Annotated in this window: 11 protein-coding genes and 1 tRNA gene; 5 read left to right on the top strand and 7 right to left on the bottom strand. The window is 71.2% G+C overall.

Annotated elements, in window-relative coordinates; translation table 11 throughout:
* Nucleotides 1-10 precede the first annotated feature (10 nt).
* Together ACZ7G3_RS20110 and ACZ7G3_RS20105 are read right to left on the bottom strand one after the other, a co-directional pair.
* On the bottom strand, nucleotides 11-1,411 hold the full coding sequence (locus tag ACZ7G3_RS20110; RefSeq protein ID WP_470927192.1) for a hypothetical protein: 1,401 nt from the start codon (nucleotides 1,409-1,411) through the stop codon (nucleotides 11-13).
* Between the two features lie 252 nt (nucleotides 1,412-1,663).
* A complete protein-coding gene (locus ACZ7G3_RS20105; RefSeq protein ID WP_003999697.1) occupies nucleotides 1,664-1,792 on the bottom strand; it encodes a DLW-39 family protein in 129 nt (42 codons plus the stop codon).
* A 337-nt stretch (nucleotides 1,793-2,129) separates the two neighbouring features.
* On the opposite strand from ACZ7G3_RS20105, the gene ACZ7G3_RS20100 reads away from it, so the two are divergent.
* The 3 genes from ACZ7G3_RS20100 to ACZ7G3_RS20090 all read left to right on the top strand — a co-directional run bounded on the left by ACZ7G3_RS20100 (nucleotide 2,130) and on the right by ACZ7G3_RS20090 (nucleotide 4,396).
* Nucleotides 2,130-2,504, top strand: coding sequence for a DUF6344 domain-containing protein (locus ACZ7G3_RS20100; RefSeq protein WP_470927190.1), 375 nt, complete (start codon nucleotides 2,130-2,132; stop codon nucleotides 2,502-2,504).
* Nucleotides 2,505-2,807: 303 nt separating this feature from the next.
* A complete protein-coding gene (locus tag ACZ7G3_RS20095) occupies nucleotides 2,808-3,596 on the top strand; it encodes a GntR family transcriptional regulator (RefSeq protein ID WP_470927413.1) in 789 nt (262 codons plus the stop codon).
* Nucleotides 3,597-3,604: 8 nt separating this feature from the next.
* A complete protein-coding gene (locus ACZ7G3_RS20090) occupies nucleotides 3,605-4,396 on the top strand; it encodes a glycosyltransferase family 2 protein (RefSeq protein WP_470927189.1) in 792 nt (263 codons plus the stop codon).
* A 192-nt stretch (nucleotides 4,397-4,588) separates the two neighbouring features.
* Here ACZ7G3_RS20090 and ACZ7G3_RS20085 read toward each other — a convergent pair whose 3' ends face one another.
* Together ACZ7G3_RS20085 and ACZ7G3_RS20080 are read right to left on the bottom strand one after the other, a co-directional pair.
* Nucleotides 4,589-5,509: an FkbM family methyltransferase gene (locus ACZ7G3_RS20085; protein ID WP_470927187.1), complete on the bottom strand. Its 921-nt coding sequence runs from the start codon at nucleotides 5,507-5,509 to the stop codon at nucleotides 4,589-4,591.
* 119 nt (nucleotides 5,510-5,628) lie between these two features.
* Nucleotides 5,629-5,823 carry a ferredoxin gene (locus tag ACZ7G3_RS20080; RefSeq protein WP_426521530.1) on the bottom strand — a complete coding sequence of 65 codons (195 nt, stop codon included), beginning with the start codon at nucleotides 5,821-5,823 and terminating at the stop codon, nucleotides 5,629-5,631.
* Between the two features lie 166 nt (nucleotides 5,824-5,989).
* On the opposite strand from ACZ7G3_RS20080, the gene ACZ7G3_RS20075 reads away from it, so the two are divergent.
* Together ACZ7G3_RS20075 and ACZ7G3_RS20070 are read left to right on the top strand one after the other, a co-directional pair.
* Nucleotides 5,990-6,532 carry a hypothetical protein gene (locus tag ACZ7G3_RS20075; protein ID WP_470927185.1) on the top strand — a complete coding sequence of 181 codons (543 nt, stop codon included), beginning with the start codon at nucleotides 5,990-5,992 and terminating at the stop codon, nucleotides 6,530-6,532.
* A gap of 357 nt (nucleotides 6,533-6,889) precedes the next feature.
* Nucleotides 6,890-11,110, top strand: a complete 4,221-nt coding sequence (locus ACZ7G3_RS20070; protein ID WP_470927183.1) for an nSTAND1 domain-containing NTPase — start codon at nucleotides 6,890-6,892, stop codon at nucleotides 11,108-11,110.
* 182 nt (nucleotides 11,111-11,292) lie between these two features.
* Here ACZ7G3_RS20070 and ACZ7G3_RS20065 read toward each other — a convergent pair.
* From ACZ7G3_RS20065 to gyrA, 3 genes are all read right to left on the bottom strand, one after another.
* A tRNA-Ile gene (locus ACZ7G3_RS20065) sits at nucleotides 11,293-11,369 on the bottom strand.
* Between the two features lie 100 nt (nucleotides 11,370-11,469).
* Nucleotides 11,470-12,198: a DUF3566 domain-containing protein gene (locus tag ACZ7G3_RS20060; protein WP_470927181.1), complete on the bottom strand. Its 729-nt coding sequence runs from the start codon at nucleotides 12,196-12,198 to the stop codon at nucleotides 11,470-11,472.
* A gap of 18 nt (nucleotides 12,199-12,216) precedes the next feature.
* Complete coding sequence (gene gyrA, locus ACZ7G3_RS20055) at nucleotides 12,217-14,811, bottom strand: DNA gyrase subunit A (RefSeq protein WP_426599614.1); 2,595 nt, start codon at nucleotides 14,809-14,811, stop codon at nucleotides 12,217-12,219.
* Between the last annotated feature and the right edge of the window lie 18 nt (nucleotides 14,812-14,829).

Genomic DNA, 14,829 nt, shown 5'->3' with positions numbered 1-14,829 from the left:
CGGGCCTCCGTCAGGTGGTGCCGGTCCTGCGCCGTGCCGCCGCCGTCCACACGCCCAGTCCCATGAGCAGCAGGCTGCCGGTACCGATCCCGCCGACGGCTACCGCCTTCATGGCGAGGTCGTCGCTCGTGGCCCCGTTCTCCGGCGCGGCTCCCCGGTCCCGGTCCGGTACCTCGAAGACGCCCTTCGGCTCGGACTCTCCCGCGTACTGCGGGCCGGCCTGCGCCGTTCCCTCGAGCCGGACGCGCAGCGTCAGCGCGAAGGGCCCCTCGCCGAAGTCGTCGGCCACCTGTGCCGCGAGGTGCACCACGAGGTAGTGGGCGCCGGCGAACCGCATCGCGCTGGTCTGCCGGCCGGTGGCGTACCGGTTGGCGTGGGCGACCGGCGGCAGGGGAGCGAGGCCGACCGTCGTCCGACGGCCGGTGTAGCCCTTGGCGGCGTCGTCGGCCTCGCCGCGCACGGGGTTGTGGAGGGCCAGGCGAAGAGCGCTGGTGGCGTAGCCGGACTGGTCGCCGGAGCCGCCGAGTTCGGCGGTCGCGTGCAGCTGGCGGCCCCAGTCGACCGGCACCTTGTAGAAGAGGGTCTGCCCGGGCCGGATGTCGTCGCGCCAGGCGCCTTGGCCGACGGTGGTGGCGTGGGCGAATCCGTTGCCGCCCGGGCGCCGTTCCGGCCGGCCGGTGAGGGGTTCGGGTGAGGCGGAGTTCCAGGCCTCGGGTGCGGTGGTCGCGCCGGTCTGTTTCGCGCGGGGTTCGGTGACGGCGGTGAGCTCCAGGTCCCAGGCCTCCGGCGGGGAGTCCTGGGGCCGGGACCGCTCGACCGTGACGTAGTAGGTGCCGGGCTCCTGGCACCGGGTTGCGCCCGGGGCGACCTCGCGCATGCCCCAGGCCGTGACCGGGCGGGGGCTGTGGGCGGCGCCGAACGTCGCGCTGTCCGAGGAGCAGGATCCGCCGTCGGCGTCCTGTACGGAGACCCGGATGCCGTCCACCGCGGTGACCTCGCCGCCGGGGCCGGGTACGGCGGTGACGGAGACGTAGGTGTCGAGGGCGGTGTCGAGTTCGAGGCGGTAGTAGAGGGTGCCGCTTCTCGGCAGGGAGCTGCGGTACGTGGCGCCGGGTTCCAGCGGTGCGGCGTCCGAGGTGCCGCTCGCGCCCTCGATCCGCCGGGCGTCCTCGGCGAAGGCGTAGCCGGCGGGCACACCGGCCGCGAGAGCCGCACCGTCGCCGGGCAGGGCAGCGGTCAGGGCCGCGGTCAGGGTCAGTACGGCGGTGACGACGGCCGGCCGCCCGGGCGTCCCACGCACCGGCGTGCGCCGCGTGAGCGCGGGCGCGGGCGCCGACGCGGGCCGCGCGGGCGTCGGCGGCCGGTCACGCCCCGATCCGGCACGTCCCCACGCCGTACACCACCGTCCCATCACCCGCCACCCCTCGAGCTCGTCGGCACTGTCGCAGCCACCCGGAGGGGACCGTGGCCCATCCTGCCCCGCGACCCCGCGCTCCGCGTCCCCCGCTCGGAATCCCGGCAGCGGAATCCGGCCAACGAAGTCCGGGCGAAGGAGTCCGGGAGAGGAGTCCAGCCAACGGAGTCCGGGCAACGGAGTCCGGGCAACACAAAACCCCGACCGTATGACGGCCGGGGTCTGCTCAGAACCGGATGTCGGTCGTACTCACGAACCCGTGGGCACGGAGTCAGTCGCCTCCGTCCACAGATCCTGCTCGGCGCGATCCGCCTGGATCTGGCGGTACACGAGGAGTCCGCCGATGGCGGCCAGTGCGACCAGGAGAAGCTTCTTCACCGCGCGACCTCGTCTTTCCTTGACGTAGGGGACCTCTGGCGCCCGACTATACACACCGGCCGATACCGATCGGTGACCTGTGTCGGCGGCCAACTGACCACCGTCAGAGCCCGATAAGAGCGGACCACTCCGTTCCGATCGGAGGGTGATCACACCTCTACGGACGGTGACTTTGGCCGCTTCTCTCCCGTCTGGTCACCTTTTCTCCCCTCTTGCGCCCATCCGGGTGGTGTTGATCTGAACATCCACGCGCCACGGGCGTCGGTCCACCACTTCGCGACCCACATACACATCATGAGGAAAGTACGCAAATCGCCCAACCCGAAAGTGAGGGGTCATGGCCCGGAACAAGGTCCTGACACTGTGGACAACCATCGTCACCGCCTTCCTCGCGCTGTGCACGGCGCTCGGACTCATCACGACGACCGCCTCCGCGGCCGTACCGCAGACCGGAGCGCACAGCAACACCGAGAGCACCTCCCCCGAGGTGGTACCCACGACGGCGGCCCCCTGGTCCTGGTCACGTACCGGCTCCCTGCCCCCCACGATGAAACAGCGCATCCGCGCCGAGGCCCACGGCAAGGCCCCCAGCTGCCGCAACCGCCCGCTCACCAGTGCCGCCGCGGCCCCCGGCCTCCTGTGCGACGACTCCGCCCGGTCCTCGGCCCTGCAGCACACCGCCTCCCAGCACACCGCGCCTCTCCAACGCTGAGCGGCCCGGCGCGCACGGCTCCCACCGCGCCGCCCCCGTCCAGCCCCGACGACACGGCGATCTGCGTACAGCACCGCACGCGAGAAACGGCCCGGCAGCTCGACAGAGCAGCCGGGCCGCCGCCATGTGCGGAGAACACCGGGGAACACCGGGGAAGCCCGGAGAAGCCCGGAGAAGCCCGGAGAAGACCAAAGAAGCGGAATACGCCACTCATCAAGACCTCTTGAGGAGTCGTAGGGTGTGATCGGGTCGTGCCCAGCTCGGACCCACAGCCCGACCACGGACCGGAACCGGTGAGTGCCAGTGCCCAAGGCGTACGAGGTGATCGCTGACGCCCTCCGCCGCTCCATCCGCGAGGGTGAGCGGAAGCCCGGCGACCGCCTGCCGTCGGAAGCCGACCTCGCCCAGCGGTACGGGCGCAGCGTGCCGACCGTTCAGAACGCGCTCCGGCTGCTGAGCGACGAGGGCCTGATCGACAGGCGGCACGGCCGCGGCACCTTCGTCCGGCGCCCCCGCACCCCGGCGGTCCGGGAGAACAGCCGGCACCAGTGGGAGAAGGACCGGGCACGCCGACCACACGCGACGCGGGCCGGAACAGGCGCCACGGAGCGCGACACCGGTCTCCGGATCGACGACCTCGTCTTCCACGCGGAGTACCGCGAGACCGAGGCGTCCGGGGAGCTGGCGAGGGCCTTCGGCGTGCCCGAGGGCACCGTGCTCCTCCAACGCGCCTACCGGACGCGGCACTCGGCCGAGTCCGCCCCGTTCAGCCTCGTCACCTCCCATCTCGTCCGGGACATGGTCGCGGCCAACCCCGATCTCCTGGACGAGACCAACGAGCCCTGGCCGGGCGGCACCCAGAACCAGCTCCACACCGTGGGCATCGAGCTGGACCGCGTGGAGGAACGCCTCACCGCCCGCCCGCCGACACCGGAGGAGGCCACCGCGCTGGACCTGCCGCCGGGCACCTCGGTCATCCTGTTGCGCAAGACCTCGTACGACACCGACGACCGCGTGGTGGACATCTCCGACGTCACGCTGCCCGGTGACCGTACGGAACTGCTCTTCACCACTCATCTGGAAAGGTGGTGAGTGCTGCCGTGAGCCGGCGCATCATCATCGTCACGGCCGTCCACGGCCCCTCCGCCCCCTTCCTGCCGGAGGCCCACGCGTCGTTGTGCGCGCAGGAGCTGCCCGACGGCTGGGAGTGGCGCTGGGTGATCCAGGAGGACGGGCGGACGGACGACGTACGGCCGCACGTGCCCGACGACCCCCGGATCGTGTTCCGGCAGGGGCGGCGGGGACAGCCGGGCGGCCCCGGAGTGGCCCGCACGATCGCCCTGTCCCACGCGGACGGCGAGTACGTGAAGATCCTGGACGCCGACGACCAGCTCCCGCCGGGCGCCCTGGCCCGCGACCTGGCCGCCCTCGAGGCCGACCCGACGCTCGGGTGGGCGACGTCCCGGGTGCTGGACCTCCTGCCGGACGGCTCGACGGCCGGTTTCCCCGGTGACCCGGACCACGGGCCGATCGAGCGGGGGGAAGTGCTCGAATTCTGGAAGGCGAACGCGTTCCGCGCCCAGGTCCACCCGGCGACGCTCCTGGTACGGCGTGATCTGCTGCTCGCGCTCGGCGGCTGGATGGCCCTGCCCGCGTCCGAGGACACCGGCCTGCTGCTGGCGCTCAACTGCGTGAGCCGGGGGTGGTTCTCCGAGGAGGTGGGCCTTCTCTACCGCAAGTGGGAGGGCCAGGTGACCGGCCAGGCGGCCCATGTGGACCCCGCCGAACGGGACGCCCGGATGGCGGTGGTGGAGGCCAGGGCGCGGGCGCTGGCGTCCTTCGGGTGGCGTTTTCCGGACGGAGGACCTGAGACTCGCGGGGCCCGCAGCTGAACCGGGAGCGGCACCGGCACCCGCGCCCCGTACCCGGCGGACCGGCGCCCGCCGCCGCACCTGGTCGGACCAGCCCCTCCCGCCGCCCACCCCGGTTGCACCAGCCCTCCCGCCGCCGCGCCCGAGGCGTGCGCGACTGCGCGACGTGCGCCCGGACCGAGGCCACCCGGGGAGCGGCGGAGTCACGTCACGTCACGTCAGCACCTCGGCGTCGACCCGGGAGAAGACCAGGTCACTCTCGGCTGTGACCGGCCCGCGCCACCGCACCGGAGGTTCGGGCCGGCGCAGGGCGCTCGGATAGCTCTCCGGCGCGTAGTCGTTGGCCAGGCGGTAGGTGTGGAAACCGTGCCCGCGCATCGTGCCCAGCAACTCGTCGACGGAATCGCCCAGCAGCTCCATGCGCTCCGGAGTCACCTCCACAGCGATCTCCGCATCGGGACGGAGCCCGTCGAGCAACGGGGCGAGCCCGCGTACGACACCGCCCTCCGCGCCCTCCACATCGATCTTGATCACACGCGCTCGTGCGATCTCGTCCGGCCGGAGGAGTTCGGGCAGCGGACGCGCTTCCGTCTCGAAGGTGGACTCGGCCGGCCCGTCCCACGGCACGATGCTGTTCGCGCCCGTGTTCCGCGAGCTCGCGAGTACGAAGGTGACCGTCCTGTGGCGGTCCGAGACCGCGGCGTTGACCGCACGGATGTTGTCGCACCCGTTGAGCCCGGCGTGCTGGATCAGTCGCCGATGGAAGACGGGGGACGCTTCGATCGACACCACCCGGCCCGTTCTCCCCACCAGCCGGGAGCCGTAGACGCTCAGGAAGCCGAGGTTCGCGCCGACGTCGACGAGGACGTCCCCGGTCCGGAGCCGGCTCGCGAGCCATCGCATCATGTGCGGCTCCCAGGCGCCGTACATGTAGACGTACCGCTGGATCAGGTCGCGGGTGTCGACGGCGAACCTGGCCCCGAACCCGGCCTCGACCACCCGTCGTCGAGGGTGGTCGCGCAGGCGGGGATTCAGGTATCGCGCGGCGATCGCCCCCTTGAACAGGGAACCGGGGGCCTGCCTCACGTACCCGCGGGCGAGCGTGACGAGCAGTTCCGAAGCACGGTCCGTCATGCGATCACCTCTCGTTCCGATGGGATCACCTCTCGTTCCGACGCGACGAGGAGCGGCTGCCCCGCTGCCGCGCGTGACCGGGGCCCGATGCGCCGAGATCCTCATTTCTCCTCGGGTGCTCAGTGCTCCCCCGTGATGGTGATCGCGGCGGAGGGGCATCCCTCGGCCGCCTCGCGCACCCGTGGTGCGTCGACATCGTTCTCCCGTCCGGGTATCACGGCGCCCAGGCCGTCCACCTTGGTGAAGACGGACGGGGCCCGGTGGACGCAGTCGCCGGAGCCGTAACACTGCTCGGGGTCGACGGAGATCCTCATACACACTCCAGCGGCGGTTGACTCGGAACCATCAGGACCTGCCTGCCCGCGGATCATGGCGCTGAATCCGCCCTGCCCGCTTGCCTGTTGGTCCGATGAACGTAAGATCATCCAGCATCTTGCGGAGTTGTGACTGGGGGACGGTTTGGGGACCGGCGAGCAACTCGTGACGATCGCGGCCGTGCTGCTCGGCGCACTGAGCACACACGTCACGAACCACTTGATGGAGCGGAGCAGAAACCGCCACCAGTCGCTGACGCGCTGGGACGACAAGAAGGTCGACGCGTACGGGGAGTACGTGGACGCCTCGAAGATGAGGATCGCCGCTGCCGTCCGGCTCTACGAGGCCAGGGAGGGCCTGCGCGAGGACCACCGGCCCGAGGAGGACCTCCGCGAGGACCTGGCGGAGACGAGCCGGCGGTGGGGATCGGCGTTCGAGCGGGTCATGCTGCTCGGCGGTGACGACGCCGTCGAGGCCGGGCACGAGCTGAACGCGGTGCTCGCCGAGATCGACTGGCAGGCCACGGGCCGTATCACCGGCAGCCTGGAGGAGTGGCGCGAGCGGCACCGGACGGCGTTCCGGGCCATCAACGCCTTCCACGAGAACGCCCGGGCCGACCTCGGTATCCAGGGCAGCGTCACCGGCGAGAAACATCCCGAGCGCGACCTGCTGGTACCGCCCGCCCGTCGGCCGTCCGCCAAGGACTGACCGCCGCCCGCGACGGCCGCCCGCGCCCGCCGGCATCGTTCGGCACCGGTCCCTCCCCTCGTGGGGACCGGTACCGAACCATGCCGGCACCGTGTTGTACGCGGTACCGGACCGGGTCGAAGAGGGCCGGGCCACCGAAAGCTGACCGAGAACGTTCGGCCGCGCGGGGTGGCTCCGTCGTGTGCTGGGCCGCTGACCTGTCAGGGTGCCGGGCGGCCGACTCGCCACTGCGACGTGATCCTGCCATCCACGGTCGCCGCTGGGGAGGTTCCGGTGCCGCGACCCTGACGTACCCGCAGGTCAGGCGTATAGAGTGAGTTTTCCGGTCCGGACGTCCAAGTGCGGGGGAAGTAAGGAGTGGAGACCTTGAGTTTCGACTCAGGGGCACGCACGGCCTTCGCAGAACGTCTCGCACTGCTCTACAAGGAGGCCGGCAACCCTCCCCTGAAACGCGTGTCCGAGGCGGTCGTCCGGCTCCAGCGGGTCGACGAACGGGGGCGGCCCGTACGGGTCTCCGCGCAACGGATCAGCGACTGGCGGCGGGCCAAGAACGTGCCCGCCCAGTTCCCCGCCCTCGCGGCGGTGCTGCACGTCCTCATCCCCCAGGCGCGGCGCGCGCGACCCGTACCGGTCTCCACGGGCCTGTACGACCTGGCCCGGTGGCAGCTCCTGTGGGAGCGCGCGGTGGCCGACCCGACCGGAGAACGGCCCGTGCCGCACCCCTCGGACGAGGAACGCCTCCCGGCCGAGTTCCCGGCCGGTCCCGGCGGTGTCTGCCCCTACCGCGGGCTGGCCGCGTACCGTCAGCAGGACGCCGACTGGTTCTTCGGACGGAGGCGGAGCACGGACGCCCTCGTCGCCCAGCTCCGCGCGGCCCAGGACACGGGCGGCCTGGTCATGCTCGTAGGCGCCTCGGGAGCCGGGAAGTCGTCCCTGCTGAACGCCGGCCTGGTGCCCGCCCTGCGGAACGGCGCGCTGGACGACGGGGACGCCGAGGGCGACGGAACCGGCCGGCCGAGGCAAGTACTCCAGCTCGTACCGGGAAGTGATCCGCTCGGAGAGCTGGCCCGCCGGATCCCCGGCCTCGCGCCCGTCATCGCCTCAAGCGTCACCCTTGTCCCTAGTGTCCCCACTGCCTCCACCGCCTCCACTGCCTCCACCGCCTCCACTGCCTCCACTGCCTCCACCGCCTCCACCGCCTCCACCGCCTCCACCGCGGAGGGTGCGGCGGCGGAGCAGCCCGGCGCTCCGGAGATCGCGCGGGCCGCCAGAAAGGCCATCGCGGCATGGGCCCGCGCGGCCACGACGCCATCGGAGGAGCCGGCGAAGGAGACTGCGGAGGCGTCTGCAGACACGACGGAGACGTCTCCGTCAGGCACGACCGCGGCGGCCCGCCCGGTCGTCATCGTGGACCAGTTCGAGGAGGTCTTCACCCTCTGCACCGACGAGTCGGACCGGCGCGCGTTCGTCCAGCTCCTCCAGGCCATCTGCGCGCCCGGCGACGCGGAGGACCCGGCACCCGTGCTCGTCGCCCTCGGTGTACGCGCGGACTTCTACGAGCAGTGCCTGCGCTACCCCGAACTGGCCGACGCCCTGCAGCACCGGCACATGGTGCTCGGGCCGCTGACCACGGCGGAACTGCGCGAAGCGGTGACCGGCCCGGCCAGGGCCGTGGGCATGGAACTCGAACCGGGGCTGGCGGAGCTGATCATCCGTGAGGTGAGCACCGACGGCCCGCGCGGCGCGCACGACGCGGGCGTGCTGCCCCTCCTCTCCCACGCCCTGCTCGCCACCTGGCAGCGCCGCAAGGCGGGCCGGCTCACGCTGGCCGGCTACCGCGCGGCCGGCGGGATCCAGGGAGCGGTGGCGGCGACCGCCGAACGGGCCTGGTCGGGCCTCGACCCGGCGGCACGCACGGCCGCGCGGCTGCTCCTGCTCAGGCTGGTCCGGCTGAGCGAGGACACCCAGGCCACCCGCAGGCGGGGCGCGCGGCGCCGGCTGGCCCAGGAGTCGAGGGACCCCGGCAAGACGGAGGAGTCGCTCGAGGCGCTGGTGCGCGCCCGGCTGGTGACACTCGACGCGGACACCGTGGAGATCACCCACGAGGCGCTGCTCCACGCCTGGCCGCGGCTGCGCGACTGGATCGACGAGGACCGCACCGGCAACCTGCTGCGCCAGCGTCTGGAGGAGGACGGCCGGGCCTGGGAGGAGTCGGACCGGGACGCTTCGCTGCTCTACCGGGGCTCCCGCCTGGAACAGGCCCACAGCTGGGCGGAGTCGGACGACGGAACCTTCCTGACCCGGAGCGCGGTGGAGTTCCTGGCCGCCGCGGTCAGGTCGCGCAGGCGCACCGTCCTGATCCGCCGTGCCGCGGTGTCCGCGCTGGTCGTCCTGGCGCTCGTGGCGGTCGGTTCGGCGGTGATCGCCTGGCAGCAGCGCAACGACGCGGTGTTCGAGCAGGTGGTCGCCGAGGCGGACCGGGTCCAGTACACGGACCCGTCGCTGTCGGCCCAGCTCGACCTGGCGGCGCACCGGCTGCGACCGGACGACGAGGATGTGCGGAACCGGCTGCTCTCGATCGTGAACGCGCCGCTGGCCACGCCGCTGCTCGGGCACACGGGCGCCGTGTACCTCACCTCCTTCAGCCCCGACGGGAAGGTCCTGGCGACGGCCAGCTACGACCGGACCGTCCGCCTGTGGGACGTGTCGGACCCCGCGCGTCCGCGACCACTGGGCGAGCCCCTCACCGGCCACACGAGCTGGGTGAGCTCGGCGGTGTTCAGCCCGGACGGCAAGACCCTGGCCAGCGCCTCCGACGACGGCTCGATCCGGCTGTGGGACATCGGCGACCCGCGTCACCCGCGCCCGCTCGGTGCTCCCCTGCCCGGTCACGGCGGCACCGTCTACCTGCTCGCCTTCAGCCCGGACGGCCGTTCACTGGCCTCCGCCCACGACGACCACGCCGTACGGCTGTGGAACGTGGCCGACCCCCGCCGGCCGGAGCAGCTCGACACCCTGACGGGCGCCACCGCGGCGGTGCGCTCGGTGGCGTTCAGCCCCGACGGCCGGACGCTGGCAGCCGGGGGCGACGACGACACCGTGCGGCTCTGGGACGTGGCGGACCCGCGGGACGCGACACGGATCGGCTCACCGCTGACCGGCCACACCGGCCTGGTGCACTCCGTGGCGTTCAGCCCCGACGGACGCACCCTCGCCAGTGGCAGCGCGGACGACACCGTCCGGCTCTGGGACGTGGCCGACCCGCGGGACGCGAAGCGGATCGGCTCACCGCTGACCGGCCACACCGGACCCATCTGGTCGGTGGCCTTCAGTCCCGACGGCGACATGCTCGCCGCGAGCAGCGCGGACAGCACGGCGAGCCTCTGGAACGTCAGTGTCCCCGCCTACCCGTCGCAGATCGGCGTGCCCCTCGCCGGAAGCAGCGGGGAGATGTACGCCCTGGGGTTCAGCCCCGACGGACGCACCCTCGCCACCGGCAGCGGCGACAGCAAGGTCCGTCTGTGGTCGATACCGACGTCGGACATGACCGGTCGCGTCGGAGCGTTCCGCCCGGACGGGCAGGTACTGGCCACGGCTTCGCGCGACGGAAGGGTCCGGCTGTGGAACGTGACGGACCCCGGCCGGCCCGTGTCACTGGGCGCGCCCTTCATCCCGGGGACGGGTGACATACGGTCGCTCGTCTTCTCCCCGGACGGCGCCACACTCGCCGTGCTGACGGCAAACCGCGAGGTACGCCTGTGGAACGTCACGGACCCGGCCCGGCCCTCCGCCCACGGGACACCCGTGGCGCTGCGCACCCGTTACGCGGGCCCCGACACGCTGGCCTTCAGCCCCGACGGCCACACGCTCGCCACGGCCTACGAGGACCGCACCATCCAGCTGTGGGACACCGCCGACCCCGCCCGCCCCCGCCCGCTCGGCACGCCGCTCACCGGCCACACGGGGTACGTCAACACCCTCGCCTTCAGCCCCGACGGCCACACGCTCGCCAGCGGCAGCGCGGACGACACCGTACGGCTCTGGGACGTGGCCGACCCCGGCCACGCCACTCCCCTCGGCGCGCCCCGTACAGGGCACCTGGGCCCCGTCAACGCGCTCGCCTACAGTCCGGACGGCCACACGCTGGCCAGCGGCAGCGACGACGGCACGGTACGGCTCTGGGACACCGGCGGCCCCGACGGGCCGGACCGGGCGGACTCCACGCTCGCCGGACACACCGACTCGGTGGTGTCGCTGACGTTCAGCCGGGACGGCGACACCCTGGCGAGCGGCTCCAACGACAACACGGTCCGGCTCTGGGACGTCCACACACCGGGCGAAGCCGCTCCCGTCGGGGAGTCGATGAACCCCAACGCCAAGACCGGCGGCTTCCTGTCCTTCAGCCCCGTGAGTCTCATGCTCGGGGTCTCCAGCGGTACGGACACCGTCCGGCTGTGGAACCTGGGTGTGGACGACGCCATCGACCGCATCTGCTCGACCACCCGGGGCGTGCTGACCGAGGAGAAGTGGCACGAGTACCTGCCGCGTCTCTCGTACGAACCACCGTGCGATCAGTGAATGTCCCCCGCCACGCACCCGGCCTTGTTAGCCTTGGCCACAGCCCGGCCGCTGGCGCATCCCCCGTCGCCAGCGGCCGGGCGTTTCCCTTGGTGCCCGTCAGGACATCGTCCGATGCCCGTCATGGACATCCCCGTGAACGGCGAAGACCCCCAGCCGGTATCGACTGGGGGTCTTCTCGCTGGTGGGGCTAACAGGATTTGAACCTGTGGCCTCATCCTTATCAGGGATGCGCTCTAACCAACTGAGCTATAGCCCCGCCGCGCTCTGCGGTGTGTGTCCCGCGCGCTGACTCCTGAAGATTAGCGCACGAGGCGGGCAGTCCCAAAATCGGTTGTGGCGAGCCCGGTGGGCGACGGTCACTCGTCCTCGGCGAGCGTCAGCTCCACGCCGCCGACGAAGCCGGCGGACAGGTTGTAGATGAACGCGCCGAGCGTCGCCAGCGCCGTCGCGAGGACGACGTCGATGACCGCGATGACCGTCGTGAACAGCAGCACGTTGCTCAGCGACAGGAACGACTGCAGGTCGAAGCCGTTGGACTCGTTCGAGCCGGTCGCCTCGGAGACCGTGCTGCCGACCGAGGAGAAAACGCCCATGGCGTCCATGACCATCCACAGCACGGCGGACGCGACGATCGTGCAGATGCCGAGCGCGATGGAGAGCAGGAAGCTGACCTTCATCACCGACCACGGGTCGGCCTTCGACACGCGCAGGCGTGCCTTGCGGACGCGGGGCGTGGTGCGTGCGCCGGTGCGCGGGCGGCGCACGGTGGCGGACGTGTTGCCGCCCTGGGTCTGGTAGGCCTGCGGCGGGTGGTACGGCCCGCTGGGCTGCTGGGGCTGCCGTTCTCCCGGCAGCGGCGAGGCCGCCGCTTGAGTCTGCTGGCCTCGGGTGTCCGTCACAGTTCCCCCCTGGGATCCATGCGTCTTGGACGGGCTCGCCGAGTGCGAATCGGCCGGGCCGTCGTCGATCTTGCGCAGTTGAGTCGTGTGCGAATCCGTCGCACGCGCTGCGGAGCCACGGCCGCCGCCGCCCGTATCCGTACCCCTGGAGGTACCGGCCGATCCGGCGCCCGTGGCTCCGCTCACGATGACTCTCTCCTCGTCCTACTCGGCCGAGGGCGCCTCACCCTCGTCCGTGCCGGTGGTCGCGGCACCCTCGGCGGTCTCGTCGACGACCACATCGCCGTCGACTTCCTCCGCCTCACGTCCCGCCTCGGCGTTGCGAGCGATGCCGACGACGGCATCGCGCTTGCCCAGATTGATCAGTTGGACGCCCATGGTGTCACGGCCCGTCTCCCTGACCCCGCTGACTCGCGTACGAATCACACCGCCCGAGAGTGTGATGGCGAGGATCTCGTCGTGCTCCTCGACCACCAGCGCGCCCACGAGCGATCCACGGTCCTCGACGATCTTGGCAGCCTTGATGCCGAGGCCGCCGCGGCCCTGGACGCGGTACTCGTCGACAGAGGTCCGCTTCGCGTACCCGCCGTCAGTGGCAGTGAACACGAACGTACCGGCTCGAACAACATTCATCGAGAGCAGTTGGTCCCCTTCGCGGAAACTCATGCCCTTTACGCCCGAGGTCGCACGTCCCATCGGGCGCAGCGTGTCGTCCGAGGCCGTGAACCTGATCGACTGAGCCTTCTTGCTGATCAGCAGCAGATCGTCGTCGGCCGAGACCAGCTCGGCTCCGATCAGCTCGTCGTCGGAACCGTCCTCCTGCTCACGAAGGTTGATGGCGATCACACCGCCCGAGCGCGGCGAGTCGTAGTCCTTCAGCGGCGTCTTCTTCACCAGGCCGGCCTTGGTGGCCAGGACCAGGTAGGGCACCGCCTCGTAGTCGCGGATCGCGCGGATCTGGGCGATCGTCTCGTCCGGCTGGAAGGCCAGCAGGTTCGCCACGTGCTGACCGCGCGCGTCCCGGCCGGCGTCGGGCAGCTCGTAGGCCTTCGCCCGGTAGACCCGGCCCTTGTTGGTGAAGAACAGCAGCCAGTGGTGCGTGGTGGACACGAAGAAGTGGTTGACGATGTCGTCTTCCTTGAGCTTCGTGCCCCGTACGCCCTTGCCGCCGCGCTTCTGCGCCCGGTAGTCGTCGGTCTTGGTGCGCTTGATGTAGCCGCCACGCGTGACCGTGACGACGATGTCCTCCTCGGCGATCAGGTCCTCGATGGACATGTCGCCCTCGTACGGGATCAGCTTGGTCTTGCGGTCGTCGCCGTACTTCTCGACGAGCGCGGCCAGCTCCTCGCTGACGATCCCCCGCTGGCGGACCGGGGAGGCGAGGATCTCGTTGTACTCGTTGATCTTCGCCTGGAGTTCGTCGTGCTCCCGGACGATCTTCTGGCGCTCCAGGGCGGCCAGGCGGCGCAGCTGCATCTCCAGGATCGCGTTGGCCTGGATCTCGTCGATCTCCAGGAGGTCCATCAGGCCCCCGCGCGCGATCTCCACGGTGTCACTGCGCCGGATCAGCGCGATGACCTCGTCGATGGCGTCCAGGGCCTTGAGCAGGCCGCGCAGGATGTGCGCCCGCTCCTCGGCCTTGCGCAGCCGGAACTTCGTGCGCCGGACGATGACCTCGATCTGGTGGTTCACCCAGTGCCGGATGAACGCGTCCAGGGACAGAGTGCGCGGCACGCCGTCGACCAGGGCCAGCATGTTGGCGCCGAAGTTCGACTGCAGGTCGGTGTGCTTGTACAGGTTGTTCAGGACGACCTTGGCGACCGCGTCCCGCTTGAGCACGATGACCAGGCGCTGGCCGGTGCGCGAGCTCGTCTCGTCGCGGACGTCGGCGATACCGCCGATCTTGCCGTCCTTCACCAGGTCGGCGATCTTCTGCGCGAGGTTGTCCGGGTTGGTCTGGTACGGCAGCTCCGTGACCACCAGGCACTGGCGGTTCTGGATCTCCTCGACCTCGACGACCGCGCGCATGGTGATCGAGCCGCGCCCGGTCCGGTAGGCCTCCTCGATGCCCTTGCGGCCCACCACCAGGGCGCCGGTCGGGAAGTCGGGGCCCTTGATGCGCTCGATGAGCGCGTCGAGGAGCTCCTCGTGCGAGGACTCGTAGTTCTCCAGGTACCACTGGGCGCCGGCCGCGACCTCGCGCAGGTTGTGCGGCGGGATGTTGGTGGCCATGCCGACCGCGATGCCCGCCGAGCCGTTGATCAGCAGGTTCGGGAAGCGGGCGGGCAGGACGGTCGGCTCCTGGGAGCGGCCGTCGTAGTTGTCCGTGAAGTCGACGGTCTCCTCGTCGATGTCACGGACCATCTCCATGGCCAGCGGCGCCATCTTCGACTCGGTGTACCGCATGGCCGCCGCCGGGTCGTTGCCCGGCGAGCCGAAGTTGCCGTTGGAGTCGACGAGCGGCATGCGCATCGACCAGGGCTGGGCGAGGCGGACCAGGGCGTCGTAGATGGAGGTGTCACCGTGCGGGTGGTAGTTGCCCATGACGTCGCCGACGACGCGGGCGCACTTGTAGAAGCCGCGCTCGGGGCGGTAGCCGCCGTCGTACATGGCGTACAGCACGCGCCGGTGGACGGGCTTGAGGCCGTCGCGGACGTCGGGCAGCGCACGCGAGACGATGACGGACATCGCGTAGTCGAGGTAGGAGCGCTGCATCTCCGTCTCGAGCCCGACGGGCTCGACACGCATGGCCAGGGCGTCACCCTCGGGCGTCGTCACAGGGGTGTTCTCGTCGGTCATTGCTGGTGAAGGTCCTTC

This window comes from Streptomyces sp. NPDC037271 (genome assembly GCF_055603605.1).
This window is presented reverse-complemented; position numbering and strand designations above follow the sequence as displayed.